Origin of the sequence: Burkholderia diffusa (assembly GCF_902499115.1) — a bacterium.
Lineage (GTDB): Bacteria > Pseudomonadota > Gammaproteobacteria > Burkholderiales > Burkholderiaceae > Burkholderia > Burkholderia diffusa.
Map to the genome: position 1 here is coordinate 299,454 of NZ_CABVPN010000002.1, position 21,144 is coordinate 320,597.

A 21,144-nucleotide genomic window follows, 5' to 3' on the forward strand; every position below is an offset into this window, starting at 1 on the left:
GGCGCTCCGGTTCCGGCGGGCCGTCACGCGCCGCCGTGCGCGGCGAACAGCGCGCGCAGCAGCGCCATCAGCCCGCTGTCGGGGCTCAGCAGCGCATGCAGCGACGCGTACACCACCGGCAGGAACAGCACCATCATCAGCACCGCGAGCGCGCTCTTCACCGGCTGCGCGAACACGAAGATGTTCAGCTGCGGCACCGCGCGCCCGACGAGACCGATGCCGAGCTCGACGAGCACCAGCACGATGATGACGGGCGCGGCGAGCTTCACCATCCATTCGAAGATCGTGTCGGTCTGCCGCACGACGAAGGTCTCCAGCATCGACGAGAAATCGGGGCCGAGCGAGCCGATCGGCCACCACGCGTACGACTGCGCGAACAGTTGCACCAGCACCTGCAGGCCGCCCGCGGTGACGAACAGCGCGATCGCGACGAAATTGAGGAAGCCCGAGGTCGGGCCGCCCTCGTGCCCGCCCATCGGATCGAAGAACGCGGCGCTGCCGCTGCCGGTCTGGAAATCGATCAGGTAGCCGACACCCTGGATCGCGAACAACACCGCGCTGAACGCGCCCGCGAGCAGCATGCCGACCACCGCCTCCTTCGCGACGAGCAGGCACCACATCAGGAACGGCAGCGCGGCGACCTGCGCCGGGTCGATCACCGGCGCGACGAACGCGGCGATCACCACCGCGATTCCGTTGCGCACGAGGCCCGTGACGATCTGCTCGTTGAACACCGGCACGACGAACATGACCGGCAGCAGGCGCGGCATCACGTAGAGCAGCGGCCGCAGCGTGCCGGCGATGTCGTTGAAGTTCGCGGCGTGGTCTAGCATCGGCGGTCCGCGGCGGCGGGTGCCGGGTCGGCGGCGGGGGTGGGTGCAGTGTCTGCGGCGGTCGGGTCGGAGGTGTCGGCCGCGTCCGTCCCATCCGCATCCGCATCCGCCGGCCGCGACACCATCTGCGCATCGAATACGGCGGCCATCTCCGGCTGCTCCGACGCATGCGCGTGCGCATCGCCCGCCCAGACGCCCGCCGTCGCGAAACGCCGCACCGCATGCGCATCCGCAACTTCGTCAGCGTCGTGCTCGACCCGCGCGGCACGCGCATGCAATGCCTTCTCGCCAGCCTTGTCGAGCTTGTCCTCGGCAGCCTTCGCCTTGCGCGCGGCGCGCTGCAGGTCGGCGAGCGTCGCCTCGTGATCACGATGCACGTGCGCGGCTTCGCTGACCGACGCATTCGCAACGCCGATGTGGCGATCGAACGTGCGGGTGTCGGCCGCGGCGTTCTGCAGCGCGCGCGCCTCGCGCAGGTCGTCGGCGAGCCGCGTCTGGATCGCGGCCTTCGCGGCGACCTGCTGCGCGAGCTGCGCGTGCGCGGCATCGAGCGCGCGGCGGCTCTGCGCGGCGATGCCCTGCTGGCGCGCGGCTGCAACGCGCGCGATCTGGCTGCGCATCTCGCGCACGCGCTTCAGGCGCGCAAGCGTCGCGAGCACGAGACGGTCGTCGGCTTCAGACATGGTCGTTCGCGAGTTTCGTCAGCTTCGCGAGCAGCGCGTCGAAACGCACGTCCTCGTGCGAAACCTGCGCGCAGAACGCGCCGATCGCATCGCGCGCACGCAGCGCGAGATCGCCGAGCCGGTCGCTGCCTTCGCGGTACTCGCCGATCTGCACGAGCAGCTCGATCTCCTGGTACTTCGCGATCAGCTCGCGCACGCGCGCGGCCGATTGCTGATGCGCGCGGCTCGCGACGAGCGGCATCACACGCGACAGGCTCGCGAGCACGTCGATCGCCGGATAGCGGTTCGCGAGCGCGATCTTGCGCGACAGCACGATGTGGCCATCGAGGATCGAGCGCACTTCCTCGGCGATCGGATCGGATTCCTCATCGCCTTCGACGAGTACCGTGTACAGCGCTGTGATCGAGCCGGTCGCGCCCTGGCCCGCGCGTTCGAGCAGGCGCGGCAGCACGGCGAACGTCGACGGCGGGAAGCTGCGCCGCGTCGGCGGCTCGCCGCTCGCGAGGCCGACCTCGCGCTGCGCGCGCGCGAAGCGCGTCAGCGAATCGACCAGCAGCAGCACGCGCTTGCCCGCATCGCGGAAGTGCTCGGCGATAGCGGTCGCCACGAGCGCGGATTTCACGCGCTCCATCGCGGGACGGTCGGAAGTCGACACGACGACGATCGAGCGCGCGCGCACCTCGGGCGACAGGCTGTGCTCGATGAACTCGCGCACTTCGCGGCCGCGTTCACCGACCAGCGCGATCACGTTCACGTCGGCTTGCGCACCGCGCGCGATCATCCCGAGCAGCGTGCTCTTGCCGACGCCGGACGGTGCGAAGATGCCGACGCGCTGGCCGATGCCGAGCGTCATCAGGCCGTCGATCACGCGCACGCCGGTCGGAAACGGCGTGTCGATCATCTTGCGCGCAAGCGGGTTCGGCGGGTCCTGCTGCGTCGATACCCACGCGGCACCCGTCACGGGCCCGCGATCGTCGAGCGGGCGGCCGAGGCCGTCCAGCACGCGGCCGAACAGCGCTTCGCCGACCGGGAACACGTGCTCGCGCCCGGACGGCACGACGGTCGTCTCCGGCGACAGCCCGGCCACGTCGCCGAGCGGCGTGAGCAGCGTGGTCTGCCGCGAGAAGCCGACCACTTCGGCGAGCAGCGTCGGCTGGTTCGGCGTGCGCAACTCGCAGATCTCGCCGAGCCGCGCGCGGATGCCGGTCGCGTTGAGGATCTGCCCGACCGCGTGATTGACGCGGCCCTGCACCGACACCGGCGAGAAGAACGCGAGCCCCGCGTCGAGGTCGCCGACGAGGCGGCCGCGATCGAATGGCGCCGCATCGTCGTCGCTGTCACCGCCGAACGACTGCGGATCGTCGAGCGGCACGTTCATCGCGTCGTGCCCTTCAGCGCATCGCGGCGGATCGCCTGGCGCAGCGCGTCGATCTGCAGGTCGAGGCTCGCGTCGATGCGCCCGGACGGCGTCTCGACCGTGCACGCGTGGCGTTCGAGCTGTGCATCCTCGACGATGCGGATCCTTTGACGATTCGACTGTCCGGCGAACGCGCGGTCGAGCGCGTCGCGCATCTCGTCCTCGCGGCCCGGCGCGACCCGCACGATCAGGAACGCCTCGTCGCGCACGAGCGGCGCGATCCGCGCGAGCGCGGCCTCGTAGAGCTTCTGCGTGCCCATCTCGCCGACGATCGCGCGCACGGCCTTCACGACGATGTCGGCCATCGAATCCTTCATCGACTCCATCGTCCGGGCGGCGGCCAGCGCCTGCGTGTATGCCTGCGCCGCATGCTCGCGCTGCGCGCGGCGCATTCCCTCGTCGTAGCCCGCCGCCTGGCGCTTGTCGAATTCGCGCTGCGCATCGGCGACGATGCGCGCGGCCTCGTCGCGCGCGGTCGCGATCACTGCGGAGGCGTCGAGCAGCGCCGCGTATTCGCGCTCCTTGAGCACCTTGCGCTCCGACAGCAGCTGCAGGTTGTCGCTCGTGATCAGAAAAGCCAGTCCCATGACGCAAGCCTCTCGGGAATCAGAAACAGGAACAGCAATTCGCCGAACTGGTCGCGCTGCGCGCGATTCAGCCAGTACGGCGCTTCGTTGTCGATCGCGCGGTTGAATTTCAGGCGCGCGCGCCGCGCGACCGCGTCGCCGGCCACGCCGATGAAATCCGCGAGCAGTCGCCCGCCGCGCGCACGAATCACCACCGGCAGCGCGGCCGGATCGACACGCCACGGTTCGAGCGTGTCCGCGAGCGCGCCGAATTCCGGCGCGCGCTCGAGCGCGAGCTCCAGCGCGTCGCCGCCGAGCTTCGCCGCGACTTCCGCACGAATGCGGCGCACGGTCAGCGCGTCGCGCAGCCAGCCGCGATGCAGCAGCAGCCCTGTATACGACGCGAGCTGCTCGAGCGCCGCGCCGGGCAGCAGCGCGAGCCGCGCACACGGATTGGCGACGTCGAAGTCGTGGAGTCCGGCCACGCCGTTCGCATCGAGCAGGTGACGAGCAAGCAGCTTGCGGCCGGCCGGGCCGAACGCGTCGGGCGAGCGATAGCGCGAGGGCCACTCGGCCGGCACGCGCGTCACGTGCAGATAGCGGTCCGGGCGCAGGTTGAATTCGCAGACGAGCGCGTGAAACGCCGCGCGCCGCGCGGGAGGCGGCGGCGCGAGCGGTTGCAGCCACGGCAGCGACGCGGCATCGGGCCTGGCACCCGGCGGCAGCGCAGCGTGTTCGCTCATGCGCCGTCGCGCGCGCCGTCCGGCGTGCGCAGGCCGCTACCCGACGACGCGGACGCACCGCCGGTCCCGTTCGCCCCGCGCGGCGTGCCGACCAGCCCGGCCAGCCGGGCGCCGAACATCCCGCGCCGCGCGGCCGACAGCGCGATCACCGCGCAGGTCAGCAGGATCAGCACGAACACCAGCCAGCCGAGCGGCGAGCGCAGCCGCAGGACGTCCGACACCGCGCTGCCGATGCCGTCCACGCGCGTCGTGCGCGCGGCGGCCGGCTGCAGGAACAGCGACACGTTGTCGTACTGCAGCCCTTCGATGCTGTGCGCGACGAGATCCTTGACCATCGGCGCCATCGCGCGCAGGTCCACGCCGGGCCGGTAGCGGATGTACACGGCCGCCGACGACGGCTTGATCTTGTCCGCGAGCGGATCGTTCTCCGGAATCACGACCTGCACGCGCGCGACCACCACGCCCTCGATGTCCTGGAGCGTGCGCGACAGGTCCTGCGACACGCCGTACAGATAGCGCACGCGCTCCTCGGCCGGCGTCGACACGAGCCCCTGCTTCTTGAACAGCTCGCCGAGGCTCGCATAGCTCGGCTTCGGCAGCCCGTTCGCCTGCAGCACGGTGAGCGCCGACTGCATGTCGCCGTCCGCGACGCTCACCTGCCATGCGTTGCGATCCGACGTGTCGCGCGCGTCGTTGTCCTTCGACGCGCTGATGCCCGCATCGCCGAGCACGGCGACCATCTGGTTCGCGTCGCGCTCCGACAGGCCGGAGTACAGCTCCTTCTGGCAGCCGGCCAGCAGCGCGAGCAGTCCCGCGAGCAGCGCACGCGCTGCCCGGCTGCGCCACGCATGCATGCGCGGCGTCGAATCGATCGTCGTCATCGTTTGTCCGCTTCAGGGCGCGCGGCCGCTTCAGGCACACGCACCGGCCTTCGTCACTCCTGCGTCTTCAGCACCGTATGCGTGAAGCCGTTCGCCGCCTGCGCGACCGACAGGCTCAACTGGTATTCGGAAATCGTGGTCGTCGCCGTCCACTGGAAATCCATCGCCTTCACCATCGTCATCAGCGGATCGCTGCGGTTGTCCGCCATCGACGTCAGCATCTCGGTGCGATGCTTGTCGATGTTCGCGTACCGCGTGTCGAGATCGTTGCCGTACGTGCGCAACCGCTCGACCAGCGACGCATGATTCGCCTGCGCGGGTGTCGCAGGCGTCATCTGCACCGCCGGCGCCGCATCGGCCGGCGCGCGCGACATCGCGACGCCCGACGCCGACGGCGAGCCCGCGGCGGTACCCGGCTGCATCAACGCATCGAACTGGCGCACCTGCGCCGGATCGGACGCCGTGCCCGCCTGCTGCACGGCGCCCGCGAGCGCGGCCGCGCCCGGCGGTGCTGCACCTACGCCTGTTACCGACATGATCGTGTCCTCCTTGACCGGCAGCGCCGGAAACGAGCCGGCCGACACGCACGCGCGCCCCGCCAGGCACCCTGCACGGGCTGCCCGGGCATGTGGCGTCGCGCGGCGCGGCCGGCGTCCGGCGTCATGCGCGGCCGGCGGAACTCAGGTGTTGCGCAACCTGGGCGTTCGCCGTCCCTTCCTGCGCGGTCACTGCGTTGCTGGTTTCGAACGTCGCGGTCGACTGCTGGACCTGGAAGTTGATCTTCGTCAGTTCGAGCTGCGTCTTGGTCAGGTCGTCCGCCTGCTGCTGGACCTGGGTCGTGTCGTTCGGACCACCCGTGCTACCGGCTGCTGAGGCACCCATATTTCGCTCCTTTTGCGTGAAGAACGTCATCCACTTTCCGGCGGCGGCCCCATGCCCCGCCAGTGACGTGACGCGCCGCATGCATGCGGCGTGTCGCGTAATGCGCGCACCGCGCGACGCGCGATGCGCAAATCCTGTCGCGACGCTAGTGCGCCGCCTCCTTCGATGCACCAGCGGCCGCGACGGCCGGCGCCGCCGGCGCCTCCTGCAGCAGCGTCGGGCCCGGCACCGGCTGCGCGACGCCTGCCGCCGCACCGCTCGCGAGCGGCGGCACGGGCGGCGCCGGCGCGCGCTCGGGCGCGCTCGCGGACGGGCCGCCAAGCGGCATCGTGATGCGCTGGCCGTTGCGCTCGAACACGACTGCGTCCGGACCGATCGACACGACGGTCGGCCCCTCCTTCAGCCGCGCGCCTTCGAAATAGCGGCTGCCGTCCGCCATCTCGATGTAGCGCTGGTCGCCGTCGCCCGCGAATACCGTCGTGATCTCCGGAATCCCCGCGACGCCGCCGAGCGTCGTCGCGGTGCGTGGCGCGGCGGCATCGGCGTCGCGCACGTGGTCCACCACCTCGAGCGCCGGACGCGCGTCCTTCATGTAGTTGCGGATGCGCGGCTCGATCTGCGCGCGCTCGGCCGCGCCCGTCAATTCGATCCGGCCGCGGCCGAGATACGCGACCGTCAGCGCCGTGTCGCTGAAATAGGTCTGCGCGGTCGCGACCAGGTCGCTGACCACGTAGATGTTGCCGAGCGCCGCGTTGTCGACGCCCGCGACGATCTGCGCGACGCGTTCGCGCGCGGCCGGATCGCTCACGTAGCCCGACACGATTACGCCGTCGTCGCGCGGCGCGACGGCCAGCTCCGGATACGCGTGCAGCAGTTGCTGCAGCCGGTGCGTGCGCGCGAGCACCGATTCGTGCTGCCACGGCAGGCGCCCGGACCAGGTGACGAAGCCGTAGCCGAGCGCGCCCAGCAGCACGCCGAGCCACAGCGCGACCAGCGCGATCACGAGCCGCCGGCTGCCGAGGCGGCGCAGCCCGCCTGCGAGCCAGCCGAGCCACGCGGCCTCGCGCGCGGTATCCGGCGCACCGGTCTCATCCGGCAGCGCGACGCTCGCCTGCGCGTGCCGCGCGATGCCGAGCCGGATCGAGCCGACCGTCACGACGTCATGCGGCGTCAGCGAGCGGCGGCCCGCGCCGAGCGGCTCGTCGTTGAACAGCACCGGCGCCCCGCCGTCGCCGCCGTGGTTCTGCACCGTCACCGCGAGCGCGCCGACCTGCAGGCACACCTGTTTCGCGCCGATCTCGCGATCGGGCAGGATCACTTCGCAGTCGGCCGCGGTGCCGACCCAGTTCGCGCCGCGCGCGAGCGACATCGTGCGGCCGTACATCGGCCCGCTCAGGAAGCACAGGTTCCACGGCGACACGAGCGCGGCCGACCCGGCCGCGGCGCCTCCCGCACCGCCGGGCAATGCGCCGTCGCCGTGCGGATCAATGATGGTCGTCGACATGAGTGGACGCTCCTGCGGTCGTCGCCACGGGCTGCGCGGCCGAATCCTTCGGCGGCGGCAGCGCAGGCGGGCCGAACTTCGTGCCGGGCAGCGGCGCGGGCGTGAGCGGCACCGCGATGTCGTTGTCCGGCGGACGGTACATCGACGTGCCGTTCGAACCGGCCGGCCCGTCCGCGCCCGGATTCACCGGCGAGCCGTCGGGCGCATACATCGACGCGGTCGTCACCACGCGCGGCGTCAGCAGGTAGAACCGCTCCATGTGGTTGCCCGACTTGTCGGTGTACTTGAACAGGTTGCCGATCAGCGGGATGTCGGACAGCCACGGCACGCCGCTCTTGTTCAGCCTCACCTCGTCGTCGTTGAAGCCCGCGATCAGCAGGCTCTTGCCTTCGTCGATCATCGTCTTGGTGACGATGTTGCGCTGCTGGATCACCGGCACGTTCGACACGGCCTGCCCCGGCACGATGTTGCCGTCCTGGATGTCGATCGACATCATCACGCTCTGCGGGTTGCCGGAGACGGCGGCCGCGTTGCGGATCGCCTCGTCGACGATCATCGGCGTCACCTTGATGCTCGTGCCGGTCGTCACGCTGTACAGCGACGAATCCTGGTAACCCTGCACCTGCACGTAGAACTGCGTCAGGTTCTCGAGAATGGCCTCGGTGTTGTCGAGCGCGAGCACCTTCGGCTTCGATCGCAGCTGCGCCTGCCCCTTCTGCGCGAGCGCGTTCACGCGCGTGAGCAGGTAGTTGCGCAACGAGCCGCCGATCGACGCGGTCAGCGCGATCCCGGTCGGCATGAAGGCGCCCGTCTGCCCGGTTTCCGACGTGCCGATGCCGAACGTCAGCGGCGGATTGCCGGCGCCGTTGAACTGCGTGTTGCCGTTCAGCGGATTCTGGCCGTTGCCGATCTGCACGTCGCCGTGCGTCGTGTGCAGGCGCCAGTCGATCCCGAGGCTGTCGAGCGAATCCTCGTTGATGTCGATGATCGTCACGTTGATCTCGACGATGCGCGGCCGCTCGTCGAGCTGGTTGATCAGCGACTGGTAGCGGTACATGTTCTCCGGCAGGTCGCGCACGATCACCGCATTGATCGCCGGATCGGCAACGATCTGCGGCAGCGTGTCGCCACCGCCGCCGCTCGAGAACGGCGAGAAGCCGCCCGCGCTGCTGTCCGCCGCGCCATAGCCGCCCTGGCGCGCGCCGCCGGACATGTCCGGGAAGTCGAGCCGCGGCACGGCGATCGTCAGCCCCGAGCCGAGCTTCACCTGACGCGCGGCCTGCCCGAGCGGCGTGCTCGACGGCAGTTCGCTCGTGCCGCCGCCCCTGCCGAACAGCCGGCGCAGGATCGTCGCGACACCCGGCACCGTCACTTCCTTGCCCGAGCGGTTGATCGTGAAGTCGGACGCCCAGCCGTACCTGAGGCGGAAAGCGCGGATGTCCGCATGCGCGCCGTTCGCCGACGGATCGCCGACCGAGCCGACCGCCTGCCGCACGAGCTCCACGTAGCGGCGCGGGCCGGCCACGTATACGCTGTTCGCGCGGTCGTTGATCACGAGCGTGTAGCGCTTGTCGGGAATCTGCATCGCCTGCAGCGCGCGCCCGATCTCGCCGGCCGCGTTCGGCGGGATCGGGATCATCTGCGTCTGCGACTGGTCGGCCGGGTCGACGTACAGAAACGAGCCGTCGTAGTACCACGTGAGCCCGTAGGTCGAGCAGATCGTGTCGAGCGTCTGCTGCGGCGTGCCCGAGAAGCGGCCGCTGATCACGCCGTCGACCTTCGGGTCGACCACGGCCGTCACGCCCTGCGACGATGCGAGCTCGCGAATGAAGTCACCGATCTTCTTGCCGTTCGCGACGATCGTAAACGGCTTGTTGCGCCAGCGCAGGTCCGCCGCGCGCGCCGGCTGCGCGACCGTCATGCACAGCGATGCCGTGAGCAGCGCGGTCGCGCACATGGCGAGCGCGGCCCGTTGCAGGCGGCGCGGTTGAAACCGGATCGGGGTGACGCGTCGGCGCATCAAAGCACTCCTGTGGAAGAAACGAACATGCGTTCAAGCGCCTGCTGCGCGAAGCGCAGCACCTCGCTGCCGAGCCAGCCCGACAGCAGCACGAGCGCGACCATCACGGCGATCAGTCGCACCGCGATGCCGATATTGGCGTCCTGCACCTGCGTGACCGCTTGCAGGATCGCGACCACGAGGCCGGTGACGGTGGCGATCAGCACGATCGGCAGCGACAGCAGCAGCACCAGCATCAGCGCCTGCCGGGTCAGGTCGAGGATCGTCGAGCTCGTCATTGCGCGACTCCCGGCGCGCGCACGCCGGCGCCCGCGCCGAGCGTGCCGTCGTCGGGCGGATTCTTCACCCAGCCGACCGTATGCAGTTGCACGTCCTCCTCGACCTCCTGGTACGACAGCACCGCGAGTTCGGGCAGCACCGGCTGCAGGATCGTCTTCACGTAGCGACGCGCGCCGAGCGCGACCATCACCGCGAGCCGCGCGGCGCCTTGCGGGTTGCCATGGCCGCCTGCGCCGGCCGCCTGCGCCGACGTCGCGGCCTGCACGATCGCGCGCACCTGTTCGCCGATGTCCTGCTTGATCGCGCTCGACAGCGCGAGGAAATTGCCCTGCTTCGTGCGCATGACCGCGTTCTCGATCCGCTCCTGCAGGTTCTGCTCGAACAGCACGACGCGCAGCTGCCGCGTCGCGCCCGCATGACGATCGGTGATCATCCGGCGCAGGTCGACGCGCACCAGCTCGACCAGCGCGATCACGTCGTCCGGCTCGTTCGGCGCCCACGTGATGAGGCTTTCGAAAATCACGCGCAGGTTTCGGATCGGCACCTGTTCGGCAAGCAGCCGGCGCAGCACCTCGGTCACGCGCTGCAGCGGCACGAGCCGCGTCAGTTCCCCGACGAGTTCGGGATGCTCGCGGCGCACCAGGTGCACGAGCGCTTGCGTTTCCTGGATGCCGATCAGCTCGTCCGCATGCTGGCGCACGATCTGTTCGACGTGCGCGGCGAGCGCGCCTTCGCTCGTCAGCCACTTGCCGTCCGGCGCCGCGCCGTCTGGCTTGATCCACAGCGCGGTCGCGAACGGGCCGAACGCCTCGGCCGGCTGGCGCTCCGCGCGCTCAGGCAGCGGCGCGACGCCGTCCCACAGCAGCCAGCCCGGCTTCAGCGCGCCATGCGCCGCAAGCACGTCCTGCAGATAGATCCGGTACGTGCCGGCCGCTGCGCCCTCGTCGTCGTTCAGCGTGATGCGCGGAAATACCGTGCCGATATCCGCGTCGACGCGCGCCTTCGCGCTCGACAGCGCGGTCTGCAGCTGCGCAAGGTTCAGCGTCGTGCGCAGGTCGTCCGACAGCGACACCGCGATCAGCGACGTGACGCCCGCCGCATGCGACACCTTCGCGGGCTGGCCGTCGTCGGTCGCGCCGATGCGGCCCGCGATATGAATCAGGTTGAAGCTCGGCGCGGTCGTCTTGCGCTTCAGCTGCGTGAATGCGAACGCGCCGAGGCCAAACGCGATCAGCGCGAACGACCACTTCGGAAAACCGGGCACGACGAGGAAGCCGGCCAGCACCAGCGCCGCGATCAGCAGCGCGCGCGGATGCGCGCCGAGCTGCTCGCCCAGTTGTTCGCCGAGCTGGCGCTGCCGCGTGTCGCGCGTCGCGACGCGCGTCGTCACGATGCCGGCCGCGATCGACACCAGCAGCGACGGGATTTGCGACGCCATCCCGTCGCCGACCGTCAGGATCGCGTAACGTTGCAGCGCCTCGCCGATGTCCATGCCGTGCATCAGCGTGCCGACCGCGATGCCCGCGACGATGTTGATGAACGCGATCACGAGGCCCGCGATCGCGTCGCCCTTCACGAACTTCATCGCGCCGTCCATCGCGCCGTGCATCTGCGATTCCTGTTCGAGCTTCTCGCGACGCTCGCGCGCTTCGTCGGCGCTGATGATCCCCGCGCGCAGGTCCGCGTCGATGCTCATCTGCTTGCCCGGCATCGCATCGAGCGAGAAGCGCGCACCGACTTCGGCGACCCGCTCGGAGCCCTTCGCGATCACGATGAACTGCACGACGGCGATCACGAGGAACACCACGCCGCCCACCACGACGTTGTTGCCGACCACGAGCCGGCCGAACGCGTCGATCACGTGGCCCGCGTTCGCGTGCAGCAGGATCAGCTTGCACGACGCGATGTTCAGCGCAAGCCGGAACAGTGTCGTAAACAGCAGCAGTGCGGGAAACGACGAGAAGCTGACGGCCGAAGGCACGTAAGTCGACACCGTCAGCAACACGACGCTGGCGGCGAGATTCAGCGAGATCATCCCGTCGAGCGCGGCTTGCGGCAGCGGCAGGATGAACAGCGCGACCACCGACACGATGAACGCGGCGAGAAACAGGTCGGCGCGCGGCGATGCCCCGAGACGTCGCCCGGACACGCTGCGGGCGGCGGAAAAGATCCGCTGCCAGTCGCGAGGGAGCGCCTTCGGTTCTGCCATCGTGCCGTCGTCCTGTCGTTGTCGCCGGCGGGCACGGGCCGTCATGCCCCGTGTCGCGCGGACCGTTGAATGGGACGAGTGTAGCGACGCGACACCGCGCAAAAAGGGATGCACCTCGTAGCGGCGCGGCGGTTTTTCGGTGACGATCGGATCCGACTACGAAACCCGGCGGCGCCTGCTCGCGCGCATCGCCGGAACCGCTTCCATCGCGCGGCGGGCGCCGCGCGCGCAGACAGGGTCAGGACTCCAGACGGCGTGCGGCGAGATACGCGAGCTGCGCGCGATTCCGGACGTTGAAGAGTTTTTCGAGCGAACGGATGTGGTGACCGACCTTGTGCAGCGACGTGCGCAGCGCGCTCGCGATCTCCTGGTCGGACAGCCCGTGCACGAGGCGCTCGAGCACCTGCTGCTGCTCGTCGCCCAGCGCGAAGCCGCGCATGCGCGCGATGCGCGCCTCGAGAAACGGCAGCGCGACGCGATGCACGGCGAGGCTCACCGCCAGCGCGCCGCCGATCACGCGATCGTCGATCCACTCGGTACCGTGCGCTTCCGACGTCACGTTCACCGCGACGCGCAGGTCGAGCCGCGGCGCCGACAGGCTGAAGATCACGCCGCTGTTCATCGCATGCGCACGCAGATGGCCGGCCAGCGCGAGCACCTTGCGGTCGCCGCTGCCCTGCGCGGACGACTCGATCTCGTCGAGCCGCCACGCGACCGGAAAGCCGCTTTGCCGCACTTGCGCGAAACGCGGGTCGCTCTCGTAGAGCATGCCCTCGATATACGGCTGCACGAACGTCGCGGGCGCGAGGTCGCGCAGCAGATGCGCGCACAGAATGCGCCGCCCGATCATTTCATATGCGCCGTAACCGAGTGTGCTGAAACCGATTTGCCGCAATCGGGCATGGCATTGGGCGAAATCGACGGGAGCGAGGTCGGATTTACCGGGTGCGATTTGGATGCCGGTAAAAACGTCGCGCTCGATTGCATGAATTTCTTTTGAATAAGCGGCAGCAGCAGCGATATCGGCTTGCGAGAACCACTCGACGCGTGGCGCGTCGTCAGCATATGTCATGAGGAGCCCACCCTTTCCCAATATGTGAACCTGCCCCGTCACGATCTGGTCTTTTCTTTATGTTTTTCTGGTCTTCTCTATACCGGTGCGAATATGAACCTTTCGCCCGAATTAGTATTACGGCATATTACGCGCACACAGGCATTTTTGTACAATGCCCCCGCGTTTCGTCAGGATGACGATCGACGCATATCATAAAGATGCTCGATCGCATCGTCGCGAGCGCCGTACACGATACGGTTGCCGCCACGCGATGCGCGTCGATTCCGAGGGATGGCTCATGTCCGATATTGCATTGCAAGAAGAAGCGGTCGCCCCAACGTTGTCCCGTCCGTCGCGGCGGACGGCCGCCTGCAACGACGCGTCGAGAGAACGCACGGTGCAGGTCGTCTGGTGCGACGACGTCAAGCGCGGCGACATCGCGCAGCCGCACGCGCCGAAGCTTGGCGTCGCCGATACGCTCGCGCACGCGCAGAGCACCGCGGAGCGCAACCGGATCGTCGCAAGCCTGCTGCACCTGACGGGCTTCTCGACGTTCGCGTATTTCGCGCTCGAATTCTCGCGAGAGCGCGTCGAAAGTCTCTACCTCCACGAGGCGTTCACGCCGACCACCTATCGCGGCGACTACGTGAGGCACAACCATCACGACATCGATCCGCGCACGCTTGGCGCGCGCGTCTGCAACATGCCGATCGTGTGGGACCTGCAGCAGCTGCGCCGCGAACACCGCGAGCGCGACGACGCGCCGTGCGTCACGCCGGCAGCGCTCGACGGCTTCCTGCAGACGATGCAGGACGACGGCATGTGCAGCGGCATCATGTATTCGATGGCCGTGCCCGGCACGCGGCTGCACGCGTTCATGAGCTTCACCGCGCCGCGCCGCACGCGCGAGTGGATCACGCCGGCGACGATCGAGCAGGCGCTGTCGATCGGGCTGTCGGTGCACAAGTTCGCATCGCCGCAACTGATCGCGACGTCGCGCGAACGCGCGGTGAACGGGCTCACGCCGTTCGAACAGGAACTGCTGCTGGGCATCGCGGAAGGCGCGTCGGACAAGGAGATCGGCCGGCGCCTCGACACCAGCGCGCACAACGTCGACTATCACCTGCGCAAGCTGCGCAAGCGCTTCGGCGTCGCGAACCGGATCCAGCTCACGTACCTGACGTCGAAGCTCGAACTGATCTGACGCGCGCGACGAACCCGCGTATACGCACATGCCGGCCTCGCGGGCCGGCATGTGCGCACACCTGGCGACGACGCCGTAAGGCGCTACTTCAGCAGCGTCATCTGCACGACCTTGACGATCACGAGGCCGACCGCGATCACCAGATAGCCGCGCATCACGGCCATCCAGACGCGCGTCGCGACCGTCATCTTCTGCGGCTCGAGAGAATCGAGCGGCGGCATGCGCCATGTTTCGCGCAGCGTGCGGTCGATGCTCGGCTCGACGACACGCTTGTTGCGGCGGATCAGCACCGTCGCGAGATAACCGGCAATCGCGAGCACGGTGCCGCCGATCAGCACGTCGACGATCGCTTCGCCGCTGATGTCCGGATACATCACCGATGCCGTCAGGATGATCGACAGCAGCACGAGCACCCAGATCACCGCGCCCGTGAATACGTTCAGCTTCGTGGAGTTGACCCACGGGCCGAGCACCTGGCGATCGTTGCAGAGCACGAGCAGGAACACGGTCGCGCTCGGCAGCAGTACACCGGCGAGCGTCTGCACCGCTTCGGTCAGCAGGCCGAGCGGGCTGCCGGGAATCAGCACGAGCGCGGCGGCCGCCGCGACGATGCCGAAGTAGACGAGATAGAAGCCCTTCGCATCCGACACGCCGCGATGCAGCGAATGACGGATCTTGAACACGTCGCCGATCGCGTACGCAGTCGACAGCGACACCGCCGCCGCGCCGATGATGCACGCGTCGAGCAGCGCGACCGCGAACAGCGTCGCGCTCGTGCGGCCCGCATATCTCTCGAGGCCCGCGATCACGCCGCCCGCGTCGGTGAAGCCGCCCGCTTCCGGATGGCCGCCGAACAGCGCGGCACTGAAGCCGATCATCGCGACCGCGCCGATCAGCACGAACGCGATGCCGATCCACAGGTCGACCTTTTCATACTTCATGAAGCGCGGCGTGATGCGCTTGTCGATCACGTAGCTCTGCTGGAAGAACAGCTGCCATGGCGCGACCGTCGTGCCGACAATGCCGATCACGAGCAGCATCACGTCGGACAGCTTCGCGTGCGCGGGCCAGTTCGGTACGAAGAAGTCGCGCGACATCTGCGCCGCCGGCGGGTGGATCGACACGAGCACCGGCACGAGCAGCAGGCTCATCACGCACAGCACGATCGCGAACCGCTCGAAGCGCCTGAAGTCGCCGGTACTCACCGCCGCCATCGTCAATGCGGCCGCCACGCAGACGCCCGCAACCTTCGGGAGCCCGAAGAAAGCCAGCACGAACGTGATGCCGATGAACTCGGTGACGATCGTCAGCGCATTGAGCAGGAACAGGTCGATCACGCTGAACGCGCCCCAGAACTTGCCGAAGCGCTCGAAGATCAGGCGCGCATGGCCAACGCCGGTGACGGCACCGAGGCGCAACACCATCTCCTGATTCACGTACAGCACCGGCACAAGCAGCAGCAGCGTCCACAGCAGCGTCGTGCCGTAGTTCTGGCCGGCCTGCGTATAGGTGCCGAATGCGCCGGCGTCGTTGTCGCCGACCATCACGATCAGGCCGGGGCCGATGATCGCGAGCAGCGTGCGCAGGCGCGCCCACCACGTCCCGCGCGCGGCGGTGTCGTGATGCGCGATGGTGCCGAGCGCGCCGCGGATGTCGCCCAGGTGGGCTTCGTCGAGCACGGCGCTGCGTTCGACGGCGATCGGTGGAGAGACGTTCGATGGCGTGGACATGATGAATTCCGTACGGCTGGTTTTTGATACGGCAAGCGTGTGGCCTTGGAATACGCGCGCGGAACGGGTCCGCGCGCGCATGCCGAGACGCGCTCGGCGCTTCTTCAGCGGATCAACGATTTCAGCTGGTTCAGCAAACGGGAGAACACCCGCGGACGGGCGTCGAGCGTCAGCATCGCGTCGTAATGCGGACGCGATTCCGTGACGTGCGGGAGGTTCGACAGCAGAAGGCCGAAGTTCATGGTCTGGCTCCTGGCGGCAACGGCATGCGTGCCGGCCGCTTGGTGGGCGCGGGGCCTGAACGACGTGTCAGGCTAGTCGGCCGGCATGTCCCTGCGACCCGGGTTCAAAAGGGTCTGTTGATGCAACGGGCATAAGGGACAACTGTCACTGTCGTTCACGGCGGCTCCTGTGCGGTGTTCCGGAGAACACGGTTGACCGCCATTAGGCGCGCTCCGCCGTTCGGGTGCATGCGAAACGCATGCGCGAACGCGGCCGCGCGCCGGGCGGCGGCAAAACCGGATGGCGCATGCGAAAACGCATCACGCTAACCGGCGCGAATCAGGGTGCACGTAGGGAGTTGCTGCGGAATACTGCTGCGCGCACCGTTTGCCTGGACGACAAACGGCGGCTTCGATGAGGCGCGGACGTCGGTCGCTCAGGCGGAAATTTCGTTCGAAGATCGACTACTGCAGGCGTCCAAGGCGGCGGCCCCAAGAGTGAAGATGCAGGATTCTATGGACCGGCCGAAACGGAAGTCAACCCTCTGACCCGCGCTGGGGGGAATTTTTTTCCGCCCCCTACACACTGAAAGATTCGCGCCCGGAATGGCGCGCCGCAACCTTTCAACGCGTTGCAGGGCGCGCGCCGCCGATGCGTACGAGCAACAGTCGCCGCTGCCGCCGGTGGGTCGGCGTGCCGGGCATCGGCCTGCCTGCGGCGCGGCGGCGCTGCCGATGCAACATGCGCAACGCCGCTGCTTTTTTGCTTGCACCGCAGCAAAGCTCGCGACTACAATCCGCCCCAATTCATCAAGGGAGTCCCTTCGTGGACACATGCTCCAGTTGCAGTTCGATGCCGGTCCAGGCCGACCAAGCCATCGCGAGATAGCAGCCAGACGCATGTCATTCGCCGCTAGCTCGCATTCGTCGGGTTAGCGCGCTTCCCCCGATGCCGGCATAGCCGGCTCGTCCGTCGCACGCTCCGTTACGTTCCAACCGCCGATCGCAGGTCGCGTCATGCACCCGCGCTCGATCACGTCGTCCGGCATGCGCCGGACCGGACGGAGGATCGTCATGTTCTTTCAATCGTTCGCGGCCAGACTCAAGCGACTCATATACGTCGCGTCCGACCGCTTGCTGGTTTCGGGCCTTTCGCCGCTCGCCCACGCGTTCGGCGACTGGCGCGGCAGCGCCCTCGCGCACCTGCCGGCGGCACCGCGCCCGCTCGACTGCGTGCTGATCGGTGCGATGGCCGCCGCCGTCGCGCTCGTCGCGCTGCTCTGCACGGCCGCATCGCGCCTCGGCTTCGCATACGTATGGCGGATCAGCGGCTGGCTGCCGTAACCGGCGGTGCGCAACGCGCGGCATGCCTGCGTGTCGCTGCCCCCACCTGCTCCATCGCTTCGCGTTCCCATTTCTTCAGTCGAGCTAATCAATCAAACAACGGAGCCCGCATGAAAAATCGCTTCGAATCCGCACCGCGTACACCGCGCCTCGATGCGCTCGCCGCGTTGCTGCTGTCGCTCGCCGCCGCGCCCGCGCTCGCGCAATCGTCGTCGCCGGTTGCAGCGTCCGCCGCGGCCGAGCCGGCGGCCGACGTCAGCGACGCCGCCCCCGCACCCGCTGCCGATGCTGCCGCGCCAGCGCCCACCGGTTTCTGGGAGCGCTCGAACCTGCTCGGCAACATGGGCGGCCTGCGCGACGTGCTCGGCGATCACGGCATCACGCTGAACCTGCAGGAAACCAGCGAATACCTGTACAACGCCGCAGGCGGCACGCAACGCGGCGGTGCCTATCAGGGCCTCACGCAATTCGGCTTCAACGTCGATACGGAAAAGGCGATCGGATTGCCGGGCGGCACGTTCAACGTGTCGGCGCTGCAGATCCACGGCACCAACCTCACGCAGCGCTATTTGCAGACGCTGCAGACCGCGACCGGCATCGAAGCGAATTCGACCACGCGGCTGTGGGAGCTCTGGTACCAGCAGGCGTTCCTCGCCGGCAAGGCCGACGTGAGGGTCGGCCAGCAGAGCGTCGACCAGGAATTCATGGTGAGCCAGTACGCGGCGACGTTCATGAACGCGACGTTCGGCTGGCCCGTGCTGCCGTCGACCGACCTGCCGTCCGGCGGCCCCGCGTATCCGCTGTCGTCGCTCGGCGTGCGGCTGCGCTTGAAGCCGGCCGACGCGTGGACCGCGATGGTCGGCGTGTTCGACGGCAACCCGGCCGGCCGCAGCGACGGCGACGCACAGGTGCTGAACGCGCACGGCACCAACTTCAACCTGCGCAGCGGCGCGTTCGTGATCGGCGAACTCCAGTACGCGCTGAACGCGCCGCCTGCCGATCCGAAGGCGCCGCAACCACTCGGCCTGCCGGGCACGTACAAGGTCGGCTTCTGGTATCAGTCGCAGCACGCGAACGATCCGCGCGTCGGCACCGACGGGCTGTCGCTCGCGAATCCGGCCAGCAACGGAATCCCCGCCACGCATCGCGGCAACTACGGTTTCTATGCGGTCGCGGATCAGATGGTGTGGCGGCCGTCGGCGGACAGCCCGCGTTCGGTCGGCGTGTTCGCACGCGTGATGGGCTCCCCGGGCGATCGCAACGTTGTCGATTTCGCGGCGAATGCGGGCGTGACGCTCAAGGCGCCGTTCAAGGGCCGCGACGACGATACGGCCGGCATCGCGATCGGCTACGCGAAGATCGGCTCGCATGCACGTGCGCTCGACGGCGACACGGGCACGTATACGACGCCCGGCTATCCGGTGCGTCGCGCGGAAACGGTGATCGAGGCGACCTATCAGTACCAGGTCGCACCGTGGTGGCAACTGCAGGCCGACCTGCAGCACTTCTTCCGGCCTGGCGGCGGCATCCCGAACCCGAACCAGGCCGGCGCGCGCATCGGCGACGAAACGGTGGTCGGCGTACGCACGACGATCACGTTCTGACACGCGCGCATGTGATATGGGCCGGACTGCCGCTCGCGCGGCGATCCGGCCCGTGTCCGTTTACGTGCCTGCGTGCCTGCGTGCAACGCACGCGGCCCGTCACTCGCCATACAGGCCGAGCAGTTTCAGCGTGACGCCGTTGGTCCAGCCGAAGCCGTCCTGCAATGGATATTCGCCGCCACCGCCACCGCCCGCGCCGGCCCCTTCCACCACGTACTTCTCGACGAGCTTGCCTTCGGTCGCATACACATGCTTCACGTCGGCCAGGAAGCGCGTGCCGATGTCCTTCGCGAGCGCCGGTTCGCCGTAGCGGCGCAGTCCGTCGATCGCGATCCACTGCAACGGCGCCCAGCCGTTCGGCGCGTCCCATTGCTGGCCGGTGTTCTCGGTCGTCGTCGCGAGGCCGCCCGGTTGCAGCAGCGTCTTGCGCACCTCGCGCGCGGTCGCCTTCGCGCGTTCGGGCCATGCGACACCCGCGAACAGCGGATACAGCGCGGCCGCCGTCACGCCGTCGCGCGGCTTGCGCAACTGCCAGTCGTAGTCGCCGTAATAACCGCGACGATTCCACAGATAGTGGTTGATCGCCGCCGCGCGCCGCGCCGCCCGGCCGGAAAAATCCGCCACGCACGCGATGTCGCGCGTGACCGCGCAGCCCTTCACGATCGTCGTCTCGAGATGGAACATCAGGCTGTTCAGGTCGACCGGCACGATCGACGTCGTGCGGATCGTCGCGAGCGTCTTGCCGTCGCCGAACCAGCGCGAGCTGTAGTCCCAGCCGCTTTCGGCGCCCGCGCGCAGGTCGCGGTACACCTCGTTCGCGGGGCGATTCGGCACCGCCTTCGCGGTCGTCACGTCCTCGAGATACGACTCGTCGCGCGGCGTGTCGCTCGCGTCCCAGTAGCGGTTCAGCACCGCGCCGTCCGGCATCGCGACCACGTTGCGCGCCGCCTGCCCGCGCGGCGTCGTGGTTTCGCCCTGCATCCAGTACGCATGCTCCTTGCGCAGCGCCGGCAGGTATTTCTGGTAGACCTTGTCGCCTTCGGCTTGCGCGGCGAGCGTGACCATGTAGGCGAAGAACGGCGGCTGCGATCGGCTCGCGTAGTACGTGCGGTTGCCGTTCGGGACGTGGCCGATCGTGTCGATCAGATACGCGAAGTTGTCGAGCATGTCGTCGACGAGATCCTCGCGCCCCGACACCTGCAGCCCGAGCATCGTGAAATAGGTATCCCAGTAATAGCCTTCGCGGAAGCGGCCGCCCGGCACCACGTACGGCTTCGGCATCGCGATCAGCGAGCTGTACGGCGGCACCGTCATGCTGGTGCGCGTGAGCTGTGGCCACAGCCAGTCGATGTGCTGGCGCAGCGTCTGGTTCGCGGGTGGCGTGACCCCGCCTTCCGGCGGCGGCGTGAAGTGCTGGTCGACGAACGCCTTCAGCGAGAAGCCCGGCTGCGACTTCTGTTGCTGATACAACTGTACGATCGTCGCGGGATCGGTGTTGGGCGTCGCGTCGACGAAGGTCTTCTGATCGGGATAGATTTGAGCCGTCTGCACCGCGACGAACAAGTCGCCGTAGAGCTGGCTCGGTGGCGGCAGCAGCGTGCCGGAAGCCGGGCTCGCGAGCGTCGCCGTGGCGGGCGTGGCAGGCGCGGCGGACTGGCTGGCCGCCTGCATCGAGGCTTGATTTGCGCTGTCGGCCTGCGCCGCGCAACCGGTGACGGCGAGGTAAGCAACGGCGAGGACGGCGGCCCAGCGCAGACGCGGCGCGGGAACGGACGGATGCGAGGCAGGATGCGATGCGGTCGATGCGGCACGACGTGACGTCATGACGTGTCCCCTCCTTTCGATGATGAATGGTTCGGCAGGGGTCTCGTTCGCGCGTGCGCTCGTCTCGATGGCCGTCGATCGATGCGCGTCGTTGTATTACGCAGATGAGTTCCGACTGTCGCACGAAACGCGCATCGCACGCAAGT

General features: G+C 68.5%; 19 protein-coding genes. 3 read left to right on the forward strand and 16 right to left on the reverse strand.

Annotation, left to right across the window (positions count from 1 at the left end; genetic code table 11):
- Nucleotides 1–23: 23 nt before the first annotated feature.
- The 13 genes from sctT to BTE28158_RS03350 form a co-directional block, all read right to left on the reverse strand.
- A complete protein-coding gene (sctT, locus tag BTE28158_RS03290) occupies nucleotides 24–833 on the reverse strand; it encodes a type III secretion system export apparatus subunit SctT (protein WP_059526749.1) in 810 nt (269 codons plus the stop codon).
- Nucleotides 827–1,516: a hypothetical protein gene (locus tag BTE28158_RS03295; RefSeq protein ID WP_174919671.1), complete on the reverse strand. Its 690-nt coding sequence runs from the start codon at nucleotides 1,514–1,516 to the stop codon at nucleotides 827–829. The genes sctT and BTE28158_RS03295 overlap by 7 nt, the downstream gene beginning before the upstream one ends.
- A complete protein-coding gene (sctN, locus tag BTE28158_RS03300) occupies nucleotides 1,509–2,894 on the reverse strand; it encodes a type III secretion system ATPase SctN (RefSeq protein ID WP_124901250.1) in 1,386 nt (461 codons plus the stop codon). Before sctN ends, BTE28158_RS03295 begins: the two co-directional genes overlap by 8 nt.
- Entirely contained in the window at nucleotides 2,891–3,520 is a 630-nt protein-coding gene (sctL, locus tag BTE28158_RS03305) for a type III secretion system stator protein SctL (RefSeq protein ID WP_059600083.1), read from the reverse strand. Before sctL ends, sctN begins: the two co-directional genes overlap by 4 nt.
- Nucleotides 3,502–4,242, reverse strand: coding sequence for a SctK family type III secretion system sorting platform protein (locus BTE28158_RS03310; RefSeq protein WP_151052575.1), 741 nt, complete (start codon nucleotides 4,240–4,242; stop codon nucleotides 3,502–3,504). Before BTE28158_RS03310 ends, sctL begins: the two co-directional genes overlap by 19 nt.
- Nucleotides 4,239–5,123 (reverse strand): type III secretion system inner membrane ring lipoprotein SctJ, encoded by an 885-nt coding sequence (gene sctJ / locus BTE28158_RS03315; RefSeq protein ID WP_174919673.1) that lies wholly within the window; start codon nucleotides 5,121–5,123, stop codon nucleotides 4,239–4,241. Before sctJ ends, BTE28158_RS03310 begins: the two co-directional genes overlap by 4 nt.
- Nucleotides 5,124–5,176: 53 nt before the next feature.
- A complete protein-coding gene (locus tag BTE28158_RS03320; protein WP_151052675.1) occupies nucleotides 5,177–5,659 on the reverse strand; it encodes a hypothetical protein in 483 nt (160 codons plus the stop codon).
- Nucleotides 5,660–5,783: 124 nt separating this feature from the next.
- Complete coding sequence (locus BTE28158_RS03325) at nucleotides 5,784–6,005, reverse strand: hypothetical protein (protein ID WP_040141234.1); 222 nt, start codon at nucleotides 6,003–6,005, stop codon at nucleotides 5,784–5,786.
- A 145-nt stretch (nucleotides 6,006–6,150) separates the two neighbouring features.
- A complete protein-coding gene (sctD, locus tag BTE28158_RS03330; protein WP_174919676.1) occupies nucleotides 6,151–7,509 on the reverse strand; it encodes a type III secretion system inner membrane ring subunit SctD in 1,359 nt (452 codons plus the stop codon).
- On the reverse strand, nucleotides 7,490–9,529 hold the full coding sequence (gene sctC, locus BTE28158_RS03335; RefSeq protein WP_151049389.1) for a type III secretion system outer membrane ring subunit SctC: 2,040 nt from the start codon (nucleotides 9,527–9,529) through the stop codon (nucleotides 7,490–7,492). Before sctC ends, sctD begins: the two co-directional genes overlap by 20 nt.
- Entirely contained in the window at nucleotides 9,529–9,807 is a 279-nt protein-coding gene (gene sctS, locus BTE28158_RS03340; RefSeq protein ID WP_006751731.1) for a type III secretion system export apparatus subunit SctS, read from the reverse strand. The genes sctC and sctS overlap by 1 nt, the downstream gene beginning before the upstream one ends.
- A complete protein-coding gene (sctV, locus tag BTE28158_RS03345) occupies nucleotides 9,804–12,017 on the reverse strand; it encodes a type III secretion system export apparatus subunit SctV (protein WP_124628131.1) in 2,214 nt (737 codons plus the stop codon). The genes sctS and sctV overlap by 4 nt, the downstream gene beginning before the upstream one ends.
- Nucleotides 12,018–12,255: 238 nt before the next feature.
- Entirely contained in the window at nucleotides 12,256–13,089 is an 834-nt protein-coding gene (locus BTE28158_RS03350; RefSeq protein WP_124628129.1) for a helix-turn-helix transcriptional regulator, read from the reverse strand.
- A gap of 280 nt (nucleotides 13,090–13,369) precedes the next feature.
- Between BTE28158_RS03350 and BTE28158_RS03355 the strand changes: the two genes are divergently transcribed.
- Nucleotides 13,370–14,275, forward strand: a complete 906-nt coding sequence (locus tag BTE28158_RS03355; RefSeq protein WP_124628127.1) for a helix-turn-helix transcriptional regulator — start codon at nucleotides 13,370–13,372, stop codon at nucleotides 14,273–14,275.
- 83 nt (nucleotides 14,276–14,358) lie between these two features.
- Here BTE28158_RS03355 and BTE28158_RS03360 read toward each other — a convergent pair whose 3' ends face one another.
- On the reverse strand, nucleotides 14,359–16,005 hold the full coding sequence (locus BTE28158_RS03360; protein ID WP_151049387.1) for an NRAMP family divalent metal transporter: 1,647 nt from the start codon (nucleotides 16,003–16,005) through the stop codon (nucleotides 14,359–14,361).
- 104 nt (nucleotides 16,006–16,109) lie between these two features.
- Nucleotides 16,110–16,247, reverse strand: a complete 138-nt coding sequence (locus tag BTE28158_RS03365) for a hypothetical protein (protein ID WP_170296434.1) — start codon at nucleotides 16,245–16,247, stop codon at nucleotides 16,110–16,112.
- A gap of 1,053 nt (nucleotides 16,248–17,300) precedes the next feature.
- Between BTE28158_RS03365 and BTE28158_RS03370 the strand changes: the two genes are divergently transcribed.
- Both BTE28158_RS03370 and BTE28158_RS03375 read left to right on the forward strand, forming a co-directional pair.
- Nucleotides 17,301–17,570 carry a hypothetical protein gene (locus BTE28158_RS03370; protein ID WP_151049385.1) on the forward strand — a complete coding sequence of 90 codons (270 nt, stop codon included), beginning with the start codon at nucleotides 17,301–17,303 and terminating at the stop codon, nucleotides 17,568–17,570.
- A gap of 110 nt (nucleotides 17,571–17,680) precedes the next feature.
- A complete protein-coding gene (locus tag BTE28158_RS03375; RefSeq protein WP_151049383.1) occupies nucleotides 17,681–19,174 on the forward strand; it encodes a carbohydrate porin in 1,494 nt (497 codons plus the stop codon).
- Between the two features lie 99 nt (nucleotides 19,175–19,273).
- On the opposite strand, the gene treA is transcribed toward BTE28158_RS03375, so the two are convergent.
- The gene (treA, locus tag BTE28158_RS03380; RefSeq protein WP_151049381.1) at nucleotides 19,274–20,998 is read right to left on the reverse strand and encodes an alpha,alpha-trehalase TreA; all 1,725 of its coding nucleotides are present in this window, start codon (nucleotides 20,996–20,998) and stop codon (nucleotides 19,274–19,276) included.
- Nucleotides 20,999–21,144: the final 146 nt, after the last annotated feature.